This window comes from Niastella caeni (assembly GCF_004834005.1).
GTDB classification, from domain to species: Bacteria; Bacteroidota; Bacteroidia; order Chitinophagales; family Chitinophagaceae; genus Niastella; species Niastella caeni.
Genome location: NZ_STFF01000002.1, coordinates 739,111 through 760,357 on the forward strand (window position 1 = coordinate 739,111; position 21,247 = coordinate 760,357).

A 21,247-nucleotide genomic window follows, 5' to 3' on the forward strand; every position below is an offset into this window, starting at 1 on the left:
TCGTTAAATTAAATCAACTTATGTTGTTGTAAGACATATTATCGTCGATTCAAACCAATCTATCGCTGCTGTAATACATGCTATCGTCAGGTCAAAATAACTTATCGTTGTTTTAAATCAACTTATAGTTGTTGAAAAACATATTATTGTCTATTCAAAACAACTTACCGCTGCTGCAAAACAACCTACAACTCATGTAAAACAACTTACAAGCCTTTACGGTCCACTTGCGGGCTAATACAAAGAACTCAATACACTTAAATACAATTTACAGAGTAGCTAAAGCGATCGAGCCATATGTATTATGGGAACAATCCCTGATACAGACCCTGAAAAGTGTCAACAATCAGTTCATTAAACTTCTTTGATAAAGCTGGATTAGCCAGGGTGCCCTGTTCATTTAATATTACGTTACCAATCTGGTAGTAATTGGTAGTATTATTGTCAAGGACCTTGATTACGCTATTGGCTTTAAAGTAATAAGTCTTACTGAAGTTCAGCGAATCGGTTGTGAACAGGTAATTGGCTTTCAGGATCTCCCTGGTGCCTTTGCTGTAAAAACACTCAACCCAGTATTTGCCTTCACGGGCTTTACCTCTGAAAGATGCATGGTCCAAATACTGGCCTGCCTCGGCCACCTGGACTAAAGAATCGATCTGAAGCTTTTGGTTTTCGAAATTAATAATGGGTGGTGGTGTTGCAGTCTGTGTATTACTAACAGGTTTTACAACATTCTTTACGGTTGTGTTCGGAGGTGTCTGCGCTAAGGCAGTAGCAACTACTGAGGTTAACAAAAGAGTGAGCAATCGAGTTTTCATAACGATGGGTTTTATTAAATGTACACAGGTTATTTTACATCTGCAAGTGCAGACCCCAAAAGAACTTTAAACGGAAACCCTTACTGGTACTAGCTTTAAGGTTGTAGGTGCTGTGGTTCAAGGTGTTGTAGGTGCATAAAAAAAGTTACGGGAAATTTTGCGGAAAAGCTTGTTGGAGGTGGATTTTACCATAAAAAGCCCCTGATTGGAGCTCATTGATTAATATAGTATGTTGGTAGATTATAAGTGCTAAACTGTTAAGCTGGCACAAACCACGTATAATACGACCCCGCTGGCTTATACCCAAGCCGCATCGCCAACCTGGCCGAACGTTCGTTAGCTGCATCCCAATGCGGAATAAGGTTTTGCTCCATAGCCCTTTTTATAGTGCAGGCGGCTGCTACGGCTGCCAGGCCTTGATTTCTGTATGCCGGAAGTGTGATCACATTCAGTTCAATACCGCTGGTACAACGCAAGGCGGCGGAACAGGCACTTGCCAACCCGCCATTTATGTTGATACCGCATGCAAAGCCTTTGGTGGCAAAATCCTCCGGTGAATCATAGTTGAGAAAATGGTATTTATGCCACTCATCGTGTTCCATTGCATATGCTGTGACGGTATCAATCTCCTGTAAGGCATTGCAGTTTGGATGTTCTGCAATGATCTCCTTTAATATAGTTGTATCAATATGCTCATGAGTAAATGAATAGCGTTCAATTCTTTTAATGTTATCTGCATATTTGTTTTGCAACAGGCTTATCCACGTTTCAGGAGATGGTTGAATAGCGCAGGGAAGGTCTATTGATTGTACAAGTGCTGAAGCGGCAGCATGCGACGCATTGCCTGCCAGTATGCCAAACGTTCCATACCTGATCAATGCAATATTGGGATCAGCAGCATTATCAACCACCACCTTTATCTGTTTACCGCTTTGTCCTTCTAAAATGCTTTTAATACCTAGATCTGCACAATGATGATTAACAAAAAGCGGTTCCAGCTTTTTCTTCAATAGGTCATCAACTCTTTTTATGGTATGCATAACCTGAAAATAGAGAATAGTTTAAACGATACCAACACATATGTAATAGTTGCTATTCATGAGCTTGTTTAAATATTTTATATTGAATGTAAGAAATAAGCCCTTGCCAGTACTAACATGATAAAACATACGTGTAGTGACCTTCCAGGAACAGGGATATATATTTAACCAATGGCTCGATCAGCATAGGGCGCTCATCTTTAAAATTGTGCGGGCCTATGGCCGTACGGCTATGGACCAGGACGACCTGTTCCAGGAAATTACGATCCAGGTCTGGCGATCTATTCCAGCTTTCAGACGTGAATCGGCCGTTACTACCTGGATCTACCGGATAGCGCTTAATACGGCCATCAGATGGATCAATAAAGAGCAACAATACCGTAACGCTAATGGAGCAATGGCGGCTATTCCGGAAATTTTATCGCCACCTGTATTTCCTGTTGAAGAACAACTGAACTGGTTATACGAAACCATTCATCAACTCGATGAAATTGATCGCTCGCTGGCCTTGCTACTACTGGATGGTTTTAGTTACAAAGAAATGGCAGCCATATTGGGCATTTCGGTATCGCATGTAGGCGTAAAGATCAACCGTATCAAAAAGCAACTCATTATTCAATCGAAAAAATTCATTGAACATGGAATTTGAAGAATTGCAAAAGATCTGGGATACACAAAATAATCAACCTATGTATATCATCAATGAAAAAGCGTTGCACAATCGCATTGTTACAAAAAGATACCAGGCTATTCATATTGCCGGGTTTACAGAGTGGCTGTTACTGATCGTAAATATAGCTGCCGGAAGTTTTTTAGTGGGAACCAATTTTATGCGCCATAACCATATATTTATTTATGGGTTGGCAGCATGGATGTTTGGCAGTGCATTGTATGTATTGGTAAAACGTATCCGCCGGATGAAAGAACTTCAACGGTACGATCGTACCCTGTCGGGCGACCTGCAGCATGCGTTGGCTGCGGCCAGCTACCAGGTGCGCATTGCCCACATTATGCGCTGGAATGCTGTTCCTGTTGCGATCCTGGTGCTGTTAAGTATTTGGGAAGGCGGAAAGTCGGTTTGGTTAGCGTTGGGAGTTTCGCTCTTTTTTATACTGAGTTTTTATGCCAGCGGTTGGGAGCTTTCTATTTATAAAAACAAAAAGCGGGAGTTGGAAGTATTATGGCAGAAATTGCAGGAGAACGAAAGCCAGCCCTCTGCCTGATTCAGACAGTATTGGGAAGTTCATTGAGTTGCCAATACCAGAACCGTGCTTTATACGTTATAAGCAAAGCGGACTAGGGGTTTTCAGGTAGTGGAAAAAAGTAGGATATAATAGCATACCGGAAAAATGGCATCTCCATTGCTTTGATCACTCCTTTTGACTTATTTTCGCCCGCTGTTTTACCTATGAACCAAAAGCACAAAACCGCAACACACGCAATGAAATCAAATACCTGGTTAACGCGCTCAGGACGGCTCTTAGTTGCTGCCTGTTTGCCGCTCGTTATGAATGCCTGCTCCAGTGGAGAGGCCAATACTGCCGAACCCAAAGTTGCCGACACAACTGCGGCAAGAGAAACGAAAGACACCAAAGAAGTTAAGGAATCAGTAGCTACAGCCACCGCTACCACGCTGGACACAGCTCTTTTTAATCGTAAAAATATTCAGTTGGCCAATGGCGATTCTTCAGGTCGCTGGCCGGTGAAAACTGCCTATCCCAGGCCCGGCGCTATTCTTCCTTTTAAAAGGGTAGTGGCTTATTACGGAAACCTGTATTCCAAAAATATGGGTGCATTGGGCGAATATCCACCAGATGAAATGCTGCAAAGGCTGGGCGCAGAAGTGAAAAAGTGGGAAGCCGCCGATCCTTCTACTCCCGTACAACCCGCCCTGCATTACATTGCCGTAACTGCCCAGGGTAGTCCCGGAAGAGATGGCAAATACCGTTTGCGCATGCCTTTCAACCAGATTGACTCTATTCTGGGTATGGCGGCCCGCATCAATGCCCTGGTTTTCCTGGATGTACAGGTGGGCTTTAGCAATGTGCAGGCTGAAATTCCCCAGTTGGAAAAATACCTGAAAATGCCGCACGTACACCTGGGTATCGATCCTGAGTTCTCAATGAAAACAGGTAAAAGACCAGGCGCCGTGATCGGTACCATGGATGCCTCAGATGTGAATTTTGTTAGCGATTACCTGGCCAAACTCACAAAAGAAAATAACCTGCCGCCCAAGATCCTGGTGGTGCATCGCTTCACCCAAAACATGGTTACCAATTACAAGAACATCAAACTTCAGCCTGAAGTGCAGATCGTTATCGACATGGACGGTTGGGGCGAACCTTCGCTTAAACATGACAGCTACAAAGCCTATGTGTGGAAGGAGCCTATTCAGTTTGCCGGATATAAGTTGTTTTATAAAAACGACATTCGCAAACAGAACAGCCACATGCTAACGCCTGAAGAAGTGCTTGCCGAGAAACCGCAGCCGATCTATATTCAATACCAATAATCGTTGATGCTACAATAGTCATTAACGCTATTGTATCACACCAAAATATTCCCGCATACCGCGCATTCGCCCTGAGCTCAGGGCAATGCGCGGTTTTTTTGTTGCATATTTATTAATGCAACTAACTGGGCGTGCCAGGAGAAGCCCTGAACCGGTTAGAGAAATAGGGTAGAGCCAATTCTCCAGTAATTAAAAGGCGGCAAACACCTCACAACGCTCTTGTTATAAGCCGATTGCACTGGAACCCGCATGCGGCCTGCTTTCTTTTCGTCGGTTCTTTCCTGCAAATTACCGATGCATGTGGCACTATTTGGTCCTTTTATTAATATATTTATCTTCATAACACTGATCCAATCCCTTCCCAATTAAGCCTGTTTTTATTAAATTGTATACCAACCGGAACTATTAATTTTTCGTACAATAGATTACAAGCCTTTATTGTGCCCCTATCAAAACACTGATGAAGAAATATTTATTCTGCTTTGTTGCGATACTTATAGTTATTGCAGGCCGCTCACAGGTGCAAACTTGCCCATCTAATATCAATTTTAGTTCGGGTGATCTGTCGTTTTGGTCTGCCACTACCGGCTTGATGAATGGGGCAACACAAACCTATCCCGCACCTAATTCAGGTGTTGCTTCTATTCCCGAATACACCATCGGCAACACCGGCATAAAAGTGATCACATCTTCTACAAACGATCCATATGGCTTTTTCCCTACCATTCCAACCATAAATGGATATACTTACAATTATTCCATCATGCTGGGTTCCACATCCACTTCGCGCGATCTGACCAGCGGTGGCCGTAGTCCCGGCGGATTTACCAGGGCCATTTCTTATACCATCGATGTGCCTGCAGGCGATCCTTCTATTCCATATACCATGACCTACGCTTATGCCATGGTGTTGGAAAATGGAACACATAATTCAGCAGAGCAGCCGATGTTTAAAGCTACATTAACCACTTCTGCCGGTATTATTACCTGTGCTTCGCCGGAATATTTTCTGCCCACTTTTAATAATGCACCCGGCGGCGGTACGAGCACCGGCGCCACGCTGGATACCGCCGCAGCGCTTGCCAATGGTTTTACCAACAGCCCTGTTCCTTTTTTGTCTTTTTCGGGAAATGGCAACGGTAATGGGACCTTACTGTATGATGTATGGACAAAAGGATGGACAGAAGTGACCTTTGATCTTTCTCCTTACCGGGGCGATAAGGTTACCCTCACTTTTGCGGCAGACAATTGCACCCCCGGCGCCCATTTTGCTTATTCCTATGTGGCCTTGCGTAATGTTTGCGCCGGGTTGGAGATCAGTGGAAAAAAAGTAGCGTGTACCAATTCAACAATTGAGTATTCGGTACCGGCGCTCGCTGGTGCTACGTATAACTGGACAGTTCCCGCCGGCTGGACGATCAACTCTGGCTCTAATACTAATATTATTAACGTAACAGTAGGAAGTAACGGCGGTGTTATCACCAACCGCGAAGTAAATGGCTGCGCCGATCTTACAGCCACTATTGCTGTAACCACCTCGCCGCCCACGGTTGCCGGAAGAGTAATGGACGATACAACGATTTGTGCCGGTATCAACAACTGTCCATTATCGGTAGCAGATGAAGTGGGGGCTGTGTTGAAATGGATTTCTTCAACTGATGGCATTACCTGGAACGAGATAGCCGTTACCGCCGACAATTATACTGCACAAAATCTGTCCACCACCACACGGTACGCAGCCCTGGTGCAAAATGGCAGCGCCTGTAATATCGATACCAGCGCCGCCGCCCTCATTACGGTGGACCCCAAAACGCTTGGCGGTGCAGTGAGCCCCACCAATACGAATGTGTGCCTGGGAGAAAACGTAAATCCTGCACTCTCTTTAGTGAATTATAGAGGATCGGTATTGAACTGGCAATTGTCTTACGACAATAGCAACTGGAACAATATTACGCCTGTTAACAACAGTGATAGTTACCAGGCGGGCGCCGTTACCCGCACCACTTATTACCGTGCCTTGTTGAAAAGCGGCGTTTGTCCGGCCGATACCAGTGGGCTGGCAACTGTCCGGTTTTTCAATGTGCCAGTGCCTGCTGCTTCCATTGTTCCGGATTCGTCTACTATCTGCTTTGGTAAATCGGCGGTGTTGAACGCTACTATTACAACCGGTACCAATTATGCCTGGAGCAATAATGTGCCATTAACGCCCGGTGGCAGTGGAACGGTGTCTGCATTACCATATTCATTAACTGTAACGGCAACGCCGAAAACAACGTCGAATGTTGTATTGACCGTTACGAATGCGGGTTGTCCCAATTCTTTAAAAGATACCTTTCATATAGGCGTCACCGATCCCATCATTGTGAATGCGGGAAACGATACGGCGGTGGTTGTTAATCAACCGTTGCAACTGAATGCTACGGTGAACGATCCGGTTGCCAACAACTGGAGCTGGGCGCCGGCCACCGGTTTGAACTTTGCCAATATTCATGATCCGGTTGCGATGTATAACATGAATGCGCCGGCTGCCATCACTTATGTTGTTACCGCACAAACAATGGCCGGCTGCACCGGTACCGATACTATAACAGTCAAGATCTTTAAAACAGGTGCCGACATCTTTATGCCATCAGGGTTTACGCCCAATGGCGATGGTCGCAATGATGTCATCCGCCCGGTTTTAGTGGGTATACAGCAATTGAACTTTTTCAGGGTATACAATCGCTGGGGCCAATTAATATTCAGTACCAGCCAGGCTAATAAAGGCTGGGATGGAACGGTTGGCGGCAGCAGGCAGGCGACCGAGAATTTTGTTTATATGGTACAGGCCGTTGATTATACCGGGAAAGTGATTATTAAAAGAGGGAATTTTGTGCTGGTGCGTTAACTTCGACTTCGACTCTCTTCTTCGGAACATATACTAACAATAACGAATTCCCTAACCGAGTTATGGGATGTTAAGAAAACTGCTAATTTTCTTGCTTTTAAGGAAGGGGATGTATAACTTGAGGCAGTTACCTTGAAAACCTTATTTCACTGATTTGTCAAATATCCATTACTGTATGACCGATGAGCAAATTATGCAACGCATCATGGATAAAGATCCCGCGGCCTTCCATGAAGTGTATGATAAATTGTATAGGAAATTATTTTTCTTTGCAAAAAGTTTGGTCGGTGACACGGAAGAAGCCAGGGATATTGTTACAGAATCGTTTATAAAGCTCTGGGCCCAAAAAAACCAATTTTCCAACATGGCTCATCTACAGGTATACTTCTATACCGTTATAAAGAATTCATGTATCGATTTTTTGCGGAAGGATAAACTAAGGACTAAAATAAAAAGCAAGCTCATTCACTCAGAAACCTTAAGTGAAAATGCTATTGAGCGGAAGTACCAGGAAGCTGAATTAATTCAAATCTTATACACGCGTATCAGTCAGTTGCCAGAAAGAATGCAACAGGTGTTTAAACTCACCTACCTGGAAGGTTATAGCAGGGCAGAGGTAGCCCAAATGCTGAACTTATCTGAAAACACCATTCGAAATACCAATGCTGCAGCCATGAAAGCGCTTAGGCTTACACTTGGTGTAGAACAATTCGTGATATTAATTTCGCTGGCAGTACTTTTTTTGATGTCACGCTGAACAGAATTGCTAGATATTATAAAACGTTATACGTAGCGTTTTGCCAGGATCTCGTTTCTACGGTAAATTACTCCCAACCAACTATTGCAGATATTTCCAATCCCACTGGTACAAAATTTTTGTTCGTACGTATTCATATAGTCCATAACCCGGATTAGTAATCGTTTTATTAAAGAATGTGTATGAAGGACAATAGTCGCATCAATGATATAATTATTAAAGCCATCACCGAAGAAGAACTTACTTCAACGGAAGGCGTGGCGCTGGAACAATGGCTTATGGACTCCGAAAATCGTAAGTTGTATGAGGGCCTGAAAAATAAAGATTACCTGCTTCAAAAATTGATGGAGGTACATAAAATTGATGTTGAAGGCGATAAGGATTTCATTGAACAAAAATTGTTTATAGGAAAGCGAATAGGTATAAAAAAGCAGTGGAAGATATTTAGAGAGGTGGCAACCACCGCCGCAGCGGTTGTTATACTTACTGCCGCATTCTTTTTTTGGCTCAATACACGCAGGGAGAAAGATAAGCCGGCGCCAGAGGAAAAAAGCGGAACAATAGCTCAAAATGATGTTATCCCTGGTAAAACAAGCGCCTTGTTAACCTTAGCCGATGGTAGCAAGGTAAAGTTGGATAGTTCGGTTGTAGGACTATTGACCCAACAGGGAGAGATGGATGTTGTTAATAATAATGGTACTTTAATTTATCAGGAAAAAAGCCAGGCGAAAAATGAATTACTGTTCAATACCTTAAGTACAGCTAATGGAGAAACCTATAAAGTGGTATTGGCTGATGGCAGTAAGGTATGGCTTAACGCGGGTGCTTCGATACGATACCCGGTAGCTTTTACCAGCAGTGAAAGAAAAGTTGAAATAACCGGAGAAGCATATTTTGAAGTAAGCCCCCTCCCTGCACTCCCCGGTGGGGAAGGAGAAAAGAAGCCTTTCATCGTTCATGTAACGCATCAACGAAGCGCGGGAATGGATGTACAGGTTGTAGGGACCCATTTTAATATCAATGCTTACAATGATGATGATACAATTAAAACAACGTTGCTGGAAGGATCTGTAAAGGTTAGGCAGGATAATTCCGTAACCTTACTTAAACCTGGCCAGCAGGCACAGGTAAATAATGGCATTACCAGGGTGGTAAATGATGCCAATCTTGAATCTGTAGTAGCATGGAAAAACGGAAGGTTCATTTTTAATAATGCCGATATCACTGTTATCATGCGTCAATTGGCGAGGTGGTATGATATCGGGGTAGTATATGAAGGAGCTAAGCCAACTCAATTGTTTGTAGGAGAAATGGAGCGGAATTTATCGTTGGCCCAGGTGATGCGGTTACTGGAATATTCCGGCATCCGTTTTCGCATTGAAGGAAAGAAATTGATCGTAATGTCACAATATTAAATTTTAATCCATATGAACTTTATGATAAACTAAACAAATTTTCTTGCTGCGATCTGTGAAACCAGGTTCAGTAAGCAGGGGTAGCCTAAAAAAAAGCCGGTGCGTTGTCGTGGACGCACCGGTTAAAAAAAGGCTAATAATCAAAACTGTTAGGAATCCAATTATCAAACCTTTCAATTACTAAGGTATGCAATTTCGCAATTACCTGCGGGCTGTTATTTATTATACTGCCGGCAAATCCAAAAACTGTTTAAAAGCCATCGTAAGAAAGCAAGCCTTACGAATTATGAAATTAACTGCGATATTAATAACCATTGTATTTCTTCAGGTAAAAGCCGAGGGGTTTTCCCAAACCATTACTTATTCGGGTAATGATCTGATGCTTGAAAAAGTATTTACAGTCATTAAGCAACAAACCGGCTATGTATTTCTATACACAACAGAAATCATCAAAGACGCAAAAAAGGTCAGCTTACATGTTAAAGATGCTACATTGGAAGATGTATTGGAACATGTCCTGAAGGATCAACAGCTTGGCTATCTCATCGAAAATAAAACCATCGTTATAACAAGGAAAAGGGGGCTGGTTGAAAAGCGGCAAATAAATCAAGTTGATAAAGCGCCGCCAGGGGAGGTAACAGGAAAAGTGATGAATCATAAGGGAGAGCCTTTAGCCGGCGCTAACGTGAAAGTGATAGGAACAGTTATTGGTGGGATCACTAATGTAAAAGGCGATTTCGTATTAAGGGGAGTGGAGGAAAATGCTACTATTGAAATTTCTTACCTCGGATTTGAGACGCAAATTGTAAGATTGGAAGGGCAGGCTTCGATCACTGTACAACTGAAACTGGTAGAAAGTGAATTGGCGGCTGTTTCCGTATCTGTTTATACAGGTTACCAGCAAATTCCCAAAGAAAGAGCCACAGGTTCTTTTATTCAAATTGATAATAAACTATTAAATAGAAGTGCTTCTTTAGATGTTCTTTCCCGGTTGGAAGGAGTAGCCAGCGGGGTGGCTTTTTACAGAAATAGTAAATCTGATCAACCTGTAATAAATATCCGGGGGCGCAGTACCATATTTGCCAATGCGCAACCCCTGATCATTCTTGATAATTTTCCATATGACGGCGATATAACTAACATAAACCCTAACAGTATTGAGACCATAACAATTTTAAGAGATGCTGCGGCCGGATCTATTTATGGTGTCAGGTCTGCAAATGGCGTTATTGTGATCACCACCAAAAAAGGAACTGTAAACCAGCCGGTTCAAGCGCACTTAAATACAAACATAACTATAGGCGCCAAACCGGATCTGCATTATTTCCCTTTAATGTCATCTGATGATTTTATTGAAGCGGAGAAAATATTTTTTTCAAAAGGTTGGTACACCGCTCAGGAAAATAGTGTGTTGAAGTCGCCATTAACGCCTGCGGTAGAACTTTTAATTAAAAAAAGGGATGGATTGATAACCGCCGCCGAAGCTGATCAGCAAATTGAAGACCTTAAAAGGTACAATGTACTGGACCAGGCTGAAAAATATTTTTTAAGGAATAGTGTATTATCACAGAATGCTTTGTCTTTGAGTGGTGGCGGAAATAAATCCCGGTACTTTTTAGCATTAAGTTTCGATAAGGACCAAAGTAGTTTTGAAAGGAATAGCTTTAACCGGTTTTCTGTAAACGCTACAAACAGTTTTACCCCCTTCAGGAATATAGATATTAATACAGGTCTTATATATACCAACACCAGGTTTGTAAATAATAATCCTGGCATAAATGAATTCATTTCAGTGTATGGAAGAAAGTTTTACCCCTACGCCCAACTGGCTGATGAGAACGGCTATGCACTTCCGGTAAATTTCGGTTATCGGGATACTTATAAATCGTTAAAGGAAAGCCAGGGTTTTCTCGACTGGCAGTACCGGCCCCTGGATGAGCTCAATTTGGCTGATAATACAACGCAGCAGCAGTATAACAGGGTAAATTTGGAGATCAGGAAAACATTTAGCAGCAACTTTAATATAGAATTAAAATACCAGTATGAAAAGCAATTGAGGAAAGGAGATAATCTGATGGTTCAGGAAACCTATTTCACCAGGAACCTGATCAATCAGTATTACAATCCAACGGGAACCATTAAATATCCGGTTCCGTTAGGCGGCATATTGGACCAAACTGATGCTGAACTGGAAGGCCATACGGGCAGGGCGCAGGTAAACTTTAATGAAACATGGCAAAAGCATAGAGTAAATGTAATTGGCGGGTTTGAAGTAAAGCAACAGGAAACCAAAAGTAACCAAAGCCGTTTATATGGGTATAGCGATGACGTTATTGTCAGTCAGCCGGTTGATTATGTGACCAGGTTCCCGACTAATCCGAATGGAGCACTTGCCCCCGTACTTTACCCGCGTACTGTAAGCAACCTGATGGATAGATACCTGTCGTATTATGCTAATGCATCTTATTCCTATAATGACAGGTATATTGTTTCAGCCAGCGGCCGTTTTGACAATACCAATTTTTTTGGAATAGAAAGCAATCAACGGGTCGTGCCTTTATGGTCAACAGGTGTTAAATGGAATATTTCGCGCGAGGCGTTTTTCCAGAGTGCGTTGTTCGATCAGTTGGCTGTAAGAGCAACGTACGGGTATAATGGGAATATAAGTAAAGACCTTACCGCTTATACAACAGTAAGGTATGGTACTGACGTATTAACACGGGCTACCATGGCAACGGTAGTTAACCCCCCAAACCCTGAACTGAGATGGGAAAAGATAAGCATGGTTAACCTGGGTGTTGTCTTTGCCTTGAAAAAGAATCTGCTTTCCGGTACCATTGAATACTTTACAAAAAAAGGGGATGATCTGATCGGAGATGTGGTCATGGACCCTACCACCGGAATTACCAGTTTCAGGGGCAATGTGTCGAATATTAAAGGAAAGGGACTTGATGTGCAATTGACAGGTAAAATATTGAACGGGCAACTCGCCTGGAATACAAACGTTTTATTTAGCTATGCAATTGATAAAGTAACCAATTATACCAAAGCATTTTCTGCAGCAGCGTTGATCCAGGGTGGTAGTGGTGATGCAAGCAGCTTTACTCCGTTTATCGGTCATCCTGTTTTAAGTATTTATAGCTATGCCTGGGGTGGTTTAGATCCCACCAATGGTGATCCCCTGGGTGTGGTAGAAGGTCTGAAGACTAATGATTACTCAGCAGTATTGAATAATACCACGCCAGCCGGTTTAATTTATAACGGTCCGGTAAACCCGCCGATCGTAGGTGCTTTCAGAAATGATTTTTTATGGAATAACTTTTCTGTTTCAGTAAATATCACCTGTAAATTAGGGCATTACTTCAGAAGGCCTTCCATTGATTACGGGCAATTGCTCCATTACTGGGCGGGTAATAAGGATTTCGCCGAAAGATGGCAAAAGCCGGGAGATGAAGCATTTACTAATGTGCCATCCATTCCTGCTCAACTTCCCACAATAAATAGTGTTAGAGAGTTCAGGTTTTATGCAAATACCGATATACTGGCGCAAAAAGCAGATCATGTGCGGCTGCAGGACATTGTGATCGGTTACGACATTGATAAAGAGAAATGGACAAGATTGATAGTTAAAAAGATCCATGTTTATTGCAATATTAATAACATAGGTATTTTATGGCGGGCTAATAAATATGGTATTGACCCTGATGCTGTTCCCTATACGGAAGCCCGGGTTCTGCCGCAAGCCCGCAGTATGACGCTGGGCGCCAGGTTTGACTTTTAAAGGATTGGGTCATCGGGAATAACCCTGTAACCTGTTTATCAATTAAAATTATCCTCATGCTTAATCATAAAATAGTACTGTTTGTTTTTGCCGGTATAATGATCGTTTCCTGCAAAAAAGACTGGATAGAAGTAAAATCAAATAAAGCATTGGATGTTCCAACCTCTGTAGAGGATTTCCAGGCTTTATTAGACAATTCGGCCATTATGAATGATGTGCACCCTTCATTGGGAGAAGTCAGCGCTGATAATTATTATCTTCCCAATAATATCTGGCAGGTATGGGCATCGCATAACAGGAACGCGTATATCTGGTCAAATGATGTTTACAATAACACGAATACAGATAATGTCAACTGGAATTATTCATATCGCCAGGTGTTTTATGCAAATGTTGTTTTAGACGGAATAAACGAGGTGGAGGCGGCGTTCATCAATACCCCAGCATGGAATAATGTGAAGGGAAGCGCCCTTTATTACCGGGCAGATGCTTTTTTAAACGTATCGCAATTGTTTACAAAGCCCTATAGCTTAACATCTCCTGATCTTCCTGGAATTCCCCTCCGGCTTAGTGCTGATCCCAATGCTGCTTCTGCCAGGGCGGGTTTGCAGGAAACGTACCAACAGATGCTGAATGATCTCCATGGCGCTGTTCAGTATTTACCTGATTTGCCGTTGTATAAAACCCGGCCTTCAAAAACTTCCGCATATGCATTGCTGGCCAGGGTGTATCTTGTTATGCATGATTATCCCAAATCATTGTTGTATGCGGATTCCTGTTTGAAATTGTATGATTCGTTACTGGATTATAATTCACTCAAAACGAATGTAACATATCCCATTCCCGGGCTCAATAAGGAAGTTATTTTTCAGGCAACCATTTCCGATGACCTGCAGGCGACCATGAATTGCATTGTTGATTCCAACCTGTACAAAAGTTATAATGTGAATGATCTGAGAAAGCAATTGTTTTACAAGGTGAACACGGCTGGCCAGGCAAGCTTTATTGGCACCTATACAGGTGGTACGGTAGGTAATGCAAGTAAGGCATTCGGCGGGATCGCTACCGATGAAATATATCTCATCAGGGCTGAATGCTATGCCCGCTCCGGTAATACAGTCGCTGCCATGAACGACCTGAATAGTTTGATGAGTAAACGATGGAAGGCCGGCACCTTTGTGCCTTTTACTGCCAGCAATGCAACCGAGGCATTGACGTTGATATTGCAGGAAAGAAGAAAAGAAACGCCCTTCCGCGGATTAAGATGGGTTGATCTGCGGAGGCTGAATAGCGAAGGCGCTAATATTACTTTAGTTAGAAATGCGAATGGTCAGCAATATACTATAGCCCCTAATGATCCCAGGTACGTATTGCCAATTCCACCCGATGTGATCTCTCTCTCCGGAATGGCACAGAACGAAAGATAGGTTCATGGAAGAATCAATGGTTGATGCGAAGTAAGCCCAGGCACGGATCTGATGGGGTCCGTGCCCTTTTTTTAAAATTTTGAGCAAGGGTACACCGTATGCTTAAAAGTATACTATATGAAAAACATACCTGCAATAATTTGTTTCGTTTTATTGTTTGTACAAAAGGGCAATTCCCAGTCGGTTAAAAACTTTAAAACGATTGGATCTCCCATAAATAAATTATGTCCAAACTTTGTATTTGATACGCTGATCAATTATAAAAATGAAAAATTAGCTCTTGCTGATTTAAGGGGAAAGTTTATAATAATTGATTTTTGGGGAACTTTTTGCCTGCCTTGCATTGCCGACATTCCGAAACTGGAGAAATTGCAAAAAAGATTTGGTGATACCCTGCAGATACTGATGGCAGTTACAGATGGCATTCAAAGCGCACAGCTTTTTTATGAAAACAGGAAAAAGGGTAATAAGCCGATAACGCTGCCATGTACAGCAGATCAGGAAGCTTGTGATTATTTTCAGGTAAAGTCAGTTTCAACATACGTTTGGATAGATGATCAGGGCTATGTAAAAGGCATTACCGATTATTCGCAGGTAACCGAGCAAAATATTGCTGATTTCGTCAATAAAAAAAATATCCATTTAAGGGGGCTGGAAACAAAGACCAGGGCAGATGATAAACGATACCTTGTTACCATAGCCAATGAAATAGATAGCAGCAATGTGCTCTACAATTCATCACTTACGAAATATTTGAATGGCGTAAAAGGGGTGTATAAATACCCCAGGAAAGGTGTCGGAACAAAAGTGTATGCAACGAACACCTCAGTTAGTTATTTATACCGGATTGCTTTTGGTGATTCATCAGGTGCTGTACCGTATAGCAGAACGCTGATCGAATCTGCTCACCCTGAAAGATATGCTCTTTCTAATAATGAAGATTTTGAAAAATGGAAATGGGATAATACGTTTTGTTATGAATTAACGGTGCCGGTAGCGAGGCAAAACGATATTTTAAGAATAATGCTCGATGATTTAAATAGGCACTTTGGCGGTAGGGTAAATTTTGAGAACCGGACCCAAAAATGTTTGGTATTGACTGCAGAAAAGAACCTACCTGTTCTTACCACCAAGTCTTCAATTCCTAAAAAGGTAATGAATGCCGGTGGGGTAACGGTGATAAACTATCCTTTAGCCGATTTTATAGAAATAATTGAACATTATCTGCCTAAGGAAATAATATTGGATGAAACCGGTATTTCGGGCAATGTTGAAATTATAGTGCAGGCAGAAATGAATAACGTGGAGTCTTTAAATGCGGCATTAAAAAAATATGGGTTACGGCTTCAATATGAAGATAGGCTTGTTAAAATGCTGGTCATAAAGGATCCGCAGTAATGTTCAGATCATACAAAACAACCGATTTGCCATAGATCGCATATAATTTTTTATCAATTACATGCAATTGATGAAGTTTGTTTCCTTTATGTGCAGGGATATAAAAGCTCCCTTTATAGGCGCCGTTTATTAAATTGTAAACATCGATCACAGTATTCTCCATAAAGTCGAGCGAATATTCATTGTCTGCTTTTAACATAGAATGTAAATAGAGCGTTCCTCCTGCCACTGCGCCTGTGTAGTTCACAAATTGGGGCGGCTCCTTCATGGTTAGGGATGACGCCAGGCGGGCAACTTTTATTTCTCTTTTTGTAACCGTATCAATTGTTCTGGCTTTTAACTTTATGTTCAGGTTAGTGTCCATGCAAATAAACCCATTCTGATAAAAGAAAGTATAGCACGCCAGGTGGGAGGTTGAATCATAATATAAAATACCATCGGTAGAAAAGCTGCCTTTTCCGTTTTTCTCGCTAAAACGGTCTTCAACTCTTGCGTTTTCGTTTTTCAAATCAAGTTTTATGAATACCGGATCATTTGTTTTCAGGTCTTTTGTTCTCAGAATAAATTGGTCTTTAGAAAAAACGGCTTCTTTGTTGTAGAAGTATTTTAGTACATGGCTGTCACTGGTGCCGGAATCCAGATCATAGTCTATTATGCCAGGCATATTTCGGCATGATAAATATATATGATGGCCGTTCAGTAACATTCGAACCCCTGAGTTTAATTTGACGTCGGGTGAGATGGATAGTGGGATAATTTTTAAAAAGTTCAGGTCACGATCGGTCAGGTATATTTTGTAGGGGTCATTACCCTGGAAATACAGCTTGTTTTCATGTGATCCAATTATTCTGCTGATAGATACCGGGAATGTGATCTGTTTTTGAAGTTTTAATACGGTATGCAATCGTCTGTTAAAGCCGTTCTTTTTTTCATGAATGTTTTTTGACAGGAAAGCCAGTACGGCGATCATTGCAAAAGCGGCAAGGAATAATGTTGCTAAAATCATTGCCGGTTTCTTTCTACGCATAATAAAAGGGTTAAATACTAACCACTAACCTGGGTCAGTGGTTAGTAAACAATTTGAAAAGTTTCTTACAAATTCTCGATAGGTACTTTTGCAGTGATTATTTCACCTGTGAAATCGTCCTCGCAGCACTCAATATCAGTTTGATTCAAACATTCAGTACCACCAGGATCTACGATGCTACATAATGGTACGTTTTTGTGGGTTTTAGTGGTGTTGGCAGTTGTTGTTCCGGCAATGGCTACAATAAGTGTCAAAGCTGCTAGTGATACTTTTACTTTTTTCATAACTCAACCTGTTTTAATCAAAACAGCAAATTTTAGTTTATTGGTACCTACTCTTTTTTAGGTTTTCGGTGTCCCCTAACTTACGCGTAAATATTTTCTGTATAGGATTATTAACTTCCTGTTTTCAGTAGAACGCCTGTTCCTGAAATAATTACGAAAAAAGCATTGAATAATATATGTTGATTCCAGGATAGCTTTTCCAGTACGCCACCACAAGAACAAGGGATGTAATAACTGAAATTCAACATTATTATTAAATAGGCAGTGAATAAGCTCATAAGGAAGAAAGAAGCATATAAGCCAATTAGCCTGGTTCTTTTAATAACCAAAAGAAGTGCAATCAATATTTCGATAGCTGGGATACTCCAGGCTGTGAAACTGGAATATGAAGTGATAAATGGCGATTTGCTTAATTGAACAGTGAAAAGTTTATAATCTGAAAGTTTATTGAATGAAGCGTATATGAATAATATTATTAGCAGGGAACTAATAATTTCTATAATGGCATTTTTACCCGGCCAGGAATAAAATGTTGATGATTGTAAAATAGACCCGTTGGTTAAGTACCTGCTACTTAACATTTCTTTTTTCATAAAAAAAGGTTTACAAAACGGCCATATACGGCCATGTATTATTTTGAGTTGAAAACTTAGAATTGTTTTATAGGATATGGAGCCTTCCCTGGCGGAGCTTTACTAATTGCCCTGAGGTTTATAACAATTCAAAAAGTGTAGATATATCTGGATTGTAACTGAACTGTGTGCAAATTACGGTATGATGCTTGGCGGATCCGGTTAAAATCATGGCGAATCCGGTTTTTCTAACTTTTAGGATAAAGGTATAGGGAGGGTATTTTGTTACCAGAATTTTTCTTCCTCCATTCGGCGGGGGGCATGCCGGTTATTTTTTTAAACTGCTTTACCAGATTGCTAACATCATAGCCCACTTTAATTGCTACAGCCTTTACTGGTTCATCGGTTGTTCCCAGCATCTCTTTTGCCTTTTCTATGCGGACCTCAATAAGGTATTCATAAATTGTTTTTTGATTGATGTACTTAAAGCCTTTGCGTAATTTACTTTCATTGGTGTTTACGCGCCTGGCAAGATGCGCATGCGTATTGGCGTGCCTGTATTCGTTTTCCAAAATGGCTTTTACCTGCGCAATTTTTTGCAGGTCTTCGTTTGATAGTTTCATTTAAGGTTTATTTAGGTAAAGGTTAAAAATGTACTATTTAAATAATATGCACTTTATCACAAAATAACTGCAAGTAAATAAATTTTGATAGGGGAGAAGATTGCCCTCCTGAGATACGAAGAGCAAATTAACTTGTTTTATTAGTACATTTTATATTAAAATATTGAGTATATATTTTGGCATATATACATTGCAGTTATTAATCCTTAATACAGCGCACTGCCAATCCATACGTCACAGCTTCTTTATTCCGTTGAACGTCTACGAAGCCGGTAAACAGGCGAGGGCTCCAGTCATACATTTCAAAACTTCTGCTGGCCGACCACCAATACCCATTGAATCCCATAGTGTGATACGTGCCACCACTTCCGAAACGGTAGCCTCCCAATCCATTTGTATTTATTTTGCCTGCAGCTGCCGGGTTGTTTTCCAGCCAGGCTTCCAGGCTTGCAATTTCTTCGTCAGTAGGAATATGCCAGCCTGCCGGCGCAATTTTCCGGGAGTCGTTTATGGCATGCCAGTTGTACAGCCGGCCATAACCGGTTGAATGAGAAGCGTCATTGTTGTAATTACAATAAGCGCCGGAAGTGCAGGTGCTCCAGGCCGTTGTATCAGTTATGTTGGGGATTGTATCGCCATTCCGGTACCGGGTCACCCGTAAATTTTCCGCCATCCATATTTGTTTTCCTATAGTGATGGTACGGTACTCGTAACCGTCAATATCAGTTACTGTATTATCCTGTTTGCTGGTTGTGCAGTGAGTGAATAGTAGTAGCGCTATTAACAGCCTATGCAGGCGAATGGTTTTTTTCTTTTTCATTTCGTGTAGAAGGTTTGCAAATTTCCATTTTCCCAGTAATAGATCCGGGTGCGTTCTTCCAGTTCCATCAGGGCAAACCCATTTGATTTTAGTATCAGGGATTGTATGCGCGGGTACGCTACATCAATTTGCGCAGGCGGTGCAACGGCTATGCCTGCTGCCAGGTTATGTTCTTTTTCATTAAATGGCACGTTGAGATCATTCACTGTATAATTGGCGAATGAATGGCTCGCTGTACCGGTACATATAACCAGGCGCAACTGGTTGTCTTTTTTCAACCATAGGGCATAATCGGCTAGCTGGTCATCGTTTATGTCGGTACGTGCCCAACAAGGGTTATAACTGCTGTCGTAAAAAGACCACCAGGTTTTACTGTAGTCGTTTTTTTCAACAACGTGCCATTGAGAAAAATTCGTTTTAATGTGGTCTGCTAATGCCTCGGGTAAGGCGGTTGCCTGTTCAGTAATGTTATTTGCAACTGCCGTTGCCAGGGGCGCCTGCATCTCCCTTTCATTGCAGGCAGCTAAAAACCATAAGGTTATTATCCATAACCATCGAATCATATAACCGGTTCGTTTTATAAAAACCACATAGACACAATAAGCCCCGGGTGCTTTTGCGCCTATGTGGTTAAGAAATGAATTACCATCTGCCGTTGGCGGCTGTATATACCTGGCCATTCACTGCTGTTCTGCAGTTGGAGGTCCTTACATGCTGCACATTGGGATTGCCATTGGAAACAGTTCCGGCATTTACCCGGGTGTTGGAAGCATCTTCTAGAAAAATGCCATGGCTGGTGCTATTGGCGATGTCTACCGTATTCACCGTAGTGCCATTACTGCCGGTTACGCTGAAGAAACCGCGTCCGCTGTTGCGGGAGTATACTTTAGCGCAGGTAACATTAGGGCCATTGCTGTTGGCCACGCGGAAAGTAGCATAACCACCACCGTTGTTGTTGTAGCTGCCGGTTACAGTTCCTACAGAACCGTTCCGGGACTGGTTCAACAATACGGCGCAGCCACCGGTGTTGTTACAGGTAACATTACCAATGTTAAAGCCATTTACGCCATAGGTTTCAATAGCATGGGTGCCTGAGCCGGTAATGTTGATATTTCCATTGATGGTCAAATTGCTGGTAGATGCAGTACTATGGTCAACGCGAATGCCCAAACCAGTTGACAGGGACATAGTGATGTTACTAAGGATCATATTGTTACAACCCTTGAACCATATGCCATAGCGCGGATTACCTGTAACGCGCAGGTTCCTGACTTCTATCTGGGTCTTTCTGTCGCCCTGTACCGGTACAATCAACAGGTCATTGCTGTTGCAGTTGAACGTTGTACCTACAAAATCAAGAATGGTGTAGCTGGGGATGTTTACGGCTTTTATTGCGCCGCCTGAATTGCCCGAGCTGCCTGAGTTTTTGATCGTTACCGTTTCTTTGCTCGTGCGACCGGCCGTAAGACCATTACAGGCAGCCTGAATAGCGGCAATGTAATCGGGGCCGGTATACCGGGTAACGCCGTTGACCCTGGCCGTCCAGGTACCATTGGTAACAAATACTTCACCGGAAGCTTCTGTAGTGGGTGTTCTTTCAATGCCTTGATTTTCTTCAGGCATTTGTTCAACCTGTTTTTTACAACCTGCAGTTATGAGAATGGCAGCGGTTGAAAAACAGACTAGCAATGCAAGCGTTAGTGTGTGTTTTTTCATAATAAGCAAGCGTTTAGTTTAATGGATGCCTACTCTTAAGATTTTCGGCTTCGTCTGTGGATGTTATTTGCAAATATTTCCAGTAAACTAAATGTAAGTTATTGACCTGTTACAAAGCAACCTGTACCATCCTGTTAGTTTGGCCAACCTTATCGGGTGAACATGTGATA

Annotated in this window: 18 protein-coding genes; 9 read left to right on the forward strand and 9 right to left on the reverse strand. The window is 42.0% G+C overall.

The window, feature by feature from the left end:
* Window positions 1-302: 302 nt before the first annotated feature.
* Together FAM09_RS10470 and FAM09_RS10475 are read right to left on the reverse strand one after the other, a co-directional pair.
* Window positions 303-818, reverse strand: coding sequence for a hypothetical protein (locus FAM09_RS10470; protein ID WP_136577034.1), 516 nt, complete (start codon window positions 816-818; stop codon window positions 303-305).
* Window positions 819-1,075: 257 nt separating this feature from the next.
* On the reverse strand, window positions 1,076-1,858 hold the full coding sequence (locus FAM09_RS10475) for a GNAT family N-acetyltransferase (RefSeq protein ID WP_136577035.1): 783 nt from the start codon (window positions 1,856-1,858) through the stop codon (window positions 1,076-1,078).
* Between the two features lie 136 nt (window positions 1,859-1,994).
* Here FAM09_RS10475 and FAM09_RS10480 point away from each other — a divergent pair, with 136 nt between their 5' ends.
* The 9 genes from FAM09_RS10480 to FAM09_RS10520 all read left to right on the forward strand — a co-directional run bounded on the left by FAM09_RS10480 (window position 1,995) and on the right by FAM09_RS10520 (window position 16,035).
* The gene (locus FAM09_RS10480; protein WP_136577036.1) at window positions 1,995-2,507 is read left to right on the forward strand and encodes an RNA polymerase sigma factor; all 513 of its coding nucleotides are present in this window, start codon (window positions 1,995-1,997) and stop codon (window positions 2,505-2,507) included.
* Complete coding sequence (locus FAM09_RS10485; protein WP_136577037.1) at window positions 2,497-3,081, forward strand: hypothetical protein; 585 nt, start codon at window positions 2,497-2,499, stop codon at window positions 3,079-3,081. The genes FAM09_RS10480 and FAM09_RS10485 overlap by 11 nt, the downstream gene beginning before the upstream one ends.
* Before the next feature lie 218 nt (window positions 3,082-3,299).
* Window positions 3,300-4,370: a hypothetical protein gene (locus FAM09_RS10490; RefSeq protein WP_136577038.1), complete on the forward strand. Its 1,071-nt coding sequence runs from the start codon at window positions 3,300-3,302 to the stop codon at window positions 4,368-4,370.
* Window positions 4,371-4,830: 460 nt separating this feature from the next.
* Complete coding sequence (locus FAM09_RS10495) at window positions 4,831-7,257, forward strand: T9SS type B sorting domain-containing protein (protein ID WP_136577039.1); 2,427 nt, start codon at window positions 4,831-4,833, stop codon at window positions 7,255-7,257.
* 175 nt (window positions 7,258-7,432) lie between these two features.
* Window positions 7,433-8,014, forward strand: a complete 582-nt coding sequence (locus FAM09_RS10500) for an RNA polymerase sigma factor (protein WP_136577040.1) — start codon at window positions 7,433-7,435, stop codon at window positions 8,012-8,014.
* Window positions 8,015-8,196: 182 nt separating this feature from the next.
* Complete coding sequence (locus tag FAM09_RS10505; protein WP_166437087.1) at window positions 8,197-9,429, forward strand: FecR family protein; 1,233 nt, start codon at window positions 8,197-8,199, stop codon at window positions 9,427-9,429.
* A gap of 187 nt (window positions 9,430-9,616) precedes the next feature.
* Window positions 9,617-13,210 carry a SusC/RagA family TonB-linked outer membrane protein gene (locus FAM09_RS10510; RefSeq protein WP_136577042.1) on the forward strand — a complete coding sequence of 1,198 codons (3,594 nt, stop codon included), beginning with the start codon at window positions 9,617-9,619 and terminating at the stop codon, window positions 13,208-13,210.
* Between the two features lie 56 nt (window positions 13,211-13,266).
* Window positions 13,267-14,637, forward strand: a complete 1,371-nt coding sequence (locus FAM09_RS10515) for a RagB/SusD family nutrient uptake outer membrane protein (protein WP_136577043.1) — start codon at window positions 13,267-13,269, stop codon at window positions 14,635-14,637.
* Window positions 14,638-14,754: 117 nt separating this feature from the next.
* Complete coding sequence (locus tag FAM09_RS10520; protein WP_136577044.1) at window positions 14,755-16,035, forward strand: redoxin domain-containing protein; 1,281 nt, start codon at window positions 14,755-14,757, stop codon at window positions 16,033-16,035.
* Here the strand turns inward: FAM09_RS10520 and FAM09_RS10525 are convergent.
* The 7 genes from FAM09_RS10525 to FAM09_RS10555 all read right to left on the reverse strand — a co-directional run bounded on the left by FAM09_RS10525 (window position 16,016) and on the right by FAM09_RS10555 (window position 21,077).
* Complete coding sequence (locus tag FAM09_RS10525) at window positions 16,016-17,062, reverse strand: hypothetical protein (protein ID WP_136577045.1); 1,047 nt, start codon at window positions 17,060-17,062, stop codon at window positions 16,016-16,018. The two genes, FAM09_RS10520 and FAM09_RS10525, sit on opposite strands and share 20 nt — an antisense overlap.
* 65 nt (window positions 17,063-17,127) lie before the next feature.
* Window positions 17,128-17,346: a hypothetical protein gene (locus tag FAM09_RS10530; protein ID WP_136577046.1), complete on the reverse strand. Its 219-nt coding sequence runs from the start codon at window positions 17,344-17,346 to the stop codon at window positions 17,128-17,130.
* A 110-nt stretch (window positions 17,347-17,456) separates the two neighbouring features.
* The gene (locus tag FAM09_RS10535) at window positions 17,457-17,939 is read right to left on the reverse strand and encodes a MauE/DoxX family redox-associated membrane protein (protein WP_136577047.1); all 483 of its coding nucleotides are present in this window, start codon (window positions 17,937-17,939) and stop codon (window positions 17,457-17,459) included.
* 227 nt (window positions 17,940-18,166) lie between these two features.
* Window positions 18,167-18,541: a helix-turn-helix domain-containing protein gene (locus FAM09_RS10540; RefSeq protein WP_136577048.1), complete on the reverse strand. Its 375-nt coding sequence runs from the start codon at window positions 18,539-18,541 to the stop codon at window positions 18,167-18,169.
* A gap of 199 nt (window positions 18,542-18,740) precedes the next feature.
* Window positions 18,741-19,361, reverse strand: a complete 621-nt coding sequence (locus FAM09_RS10545) for a fibrobacter succinogenes major paralogous domain-containing protein (RefSeq protein ID WP_136577049.1) — start codon at window positions 19,359-19,361, stop codon at window positions 18,741-18,743.
* On the reverse strand, window positions 19,358-19,924 hold the full coding sequence (locus tag FAM09_RS10550) for a hypothetical protein (RefSeq protein WP_136577050.1): 567 nt from the start codon (window positions 19,922-19,924) through the stop codon (window positions 19,358-19,360). The genes FAM09_RS10545 and FAM09_RS10550 overlap by 4 nt, the downstream gene beginning before the upstream one ends.
* Window positions 19,925-20,003: 79 nt before the next feature.
* A complete protein-coding gene (locus FAM09_RS10555) occupies window positions 20,004-21,077 on the reverse strand; it encodes a right-handed parallel beta-helix repeat-containing protein (protein WP_136577051.1) in 1,074 nt (357 codons plus the stop codon).
* Between the last annotated feature and the right edge of the window lie 170 nt (window positions 21,078-21,247).

Coding starts and splice junctions, on each gene's coding strand:
- FAM09_RS10470 (WP_136577034.1), bottom strand. CDS start 818: ATGAAAACTCGATTGCTCACTCTTTTGTTAACCTCAGTAGTTGCTACT.
- FAM09_RS10475 (WP_136577035.1), bottom strand. CDS start 1,858: ATGCATACCATAAAAAGAGTTGATGACCTATTGAAGAAAAAGCTGGAA.
- FAM09_RS10485 (WP_136577037.1), top strand. CDS start 2,497: ATGGAATTTGAAGAATTGCAAAAGATCTGGGATACACAAAATAATCAA.
- FAM09_RS10490 (WP_136577038.1), top strand. CDS start 3,300: ATGAAATCAAATACCTGGTTAACGCGCTCAGGACGGCTCTTAGTTGCT.
- FAM09_RS10495 (WP_136577039.1), top strand. CDS start 4,831: ATGAAGAAATATTTATTCTGCTTTGTTGCGATACTTATAGTTATTGCA.
- FAM09_RS10500 (WP_136577040.1), top strand. CDS start 7,433: ATGACCGATGAGCAAATTATGCAACGCATCATGGATAAAGATCCCGCG.
- FAM09_RS10505 (WP_166437087.1), top strand. CDS start 8,197: ATGAAGGACAATAGTCGCATCAATGATATAATTATTAAAGCCATCACC.
- FAM09_RS10510 (WP_136577042.1), top strand. CDS start 9,617: ATGCAATTTCGCAATTACCTGCGGGCTGTTATTTATTATACTGCCGGC.
- FAM09_RS10515 (WP_136577043.1), top strand. CDS start 13,267: ATGCTTAATCATAAAATAGTACTGTTTGTTTTTGCCGGTATAATGATC.
- FAM09_RS10520 (WP_136577044.1), top strand. CDS start 14,755: ATGAAAAACATACCTGCAATAATTTGTTTCGTTTTATTGTTTGTACAA.
- FAM09_RS10525 (WP_136577045.1), bottom strand. CDS start 17,062: ATGCGTAGAAAGAAACCGGCAATGATTTTAGCAACATTATTCCTTGCC.
- FAM09_RS10530 (WP_136577046.1), bottom strand. CDS start 17,346: ATGAAAAAAGTAAAAGTATCACTAGCAGCTTTGACACTTATTGTAGCC.
- FAM09_RS10535 (WP_136577047.1), bottom strand. CDS start 17,939: ATGAAAAAAGAAATGTTAAGTAGCAGGTACTTAACCAACGGGTCTATT.
- FAM09_RS10540 (WP_136577048.1), bottom strand. CDS start 18,541: ATGAAACTATCAAACGAAGACCTGCAAAAAATTGCGCAGGTAAAAGCC.
- FAM09_RS10545 (WP_136577049.1), bottom strand. CDS start 19,361: ATGAAAAAGAAAAAAACCATTCGCCTGCATAGGCTGTTAATAGCGCTA.
- FAM09_RS10550 (WP_136577050.1), bottom strand. CDS start 19,924: ATGATTCGATGGTTATGGATAATAACCTTATGGTTTTTAGCTGCCTGC.
- FAM09_RS10555 (WP_136577051.1), bottom strand. CDS start 21,077: ATGAAAAAACACACACTAACGCTTGCATTGCTAGTCTGTTTTTCAACC.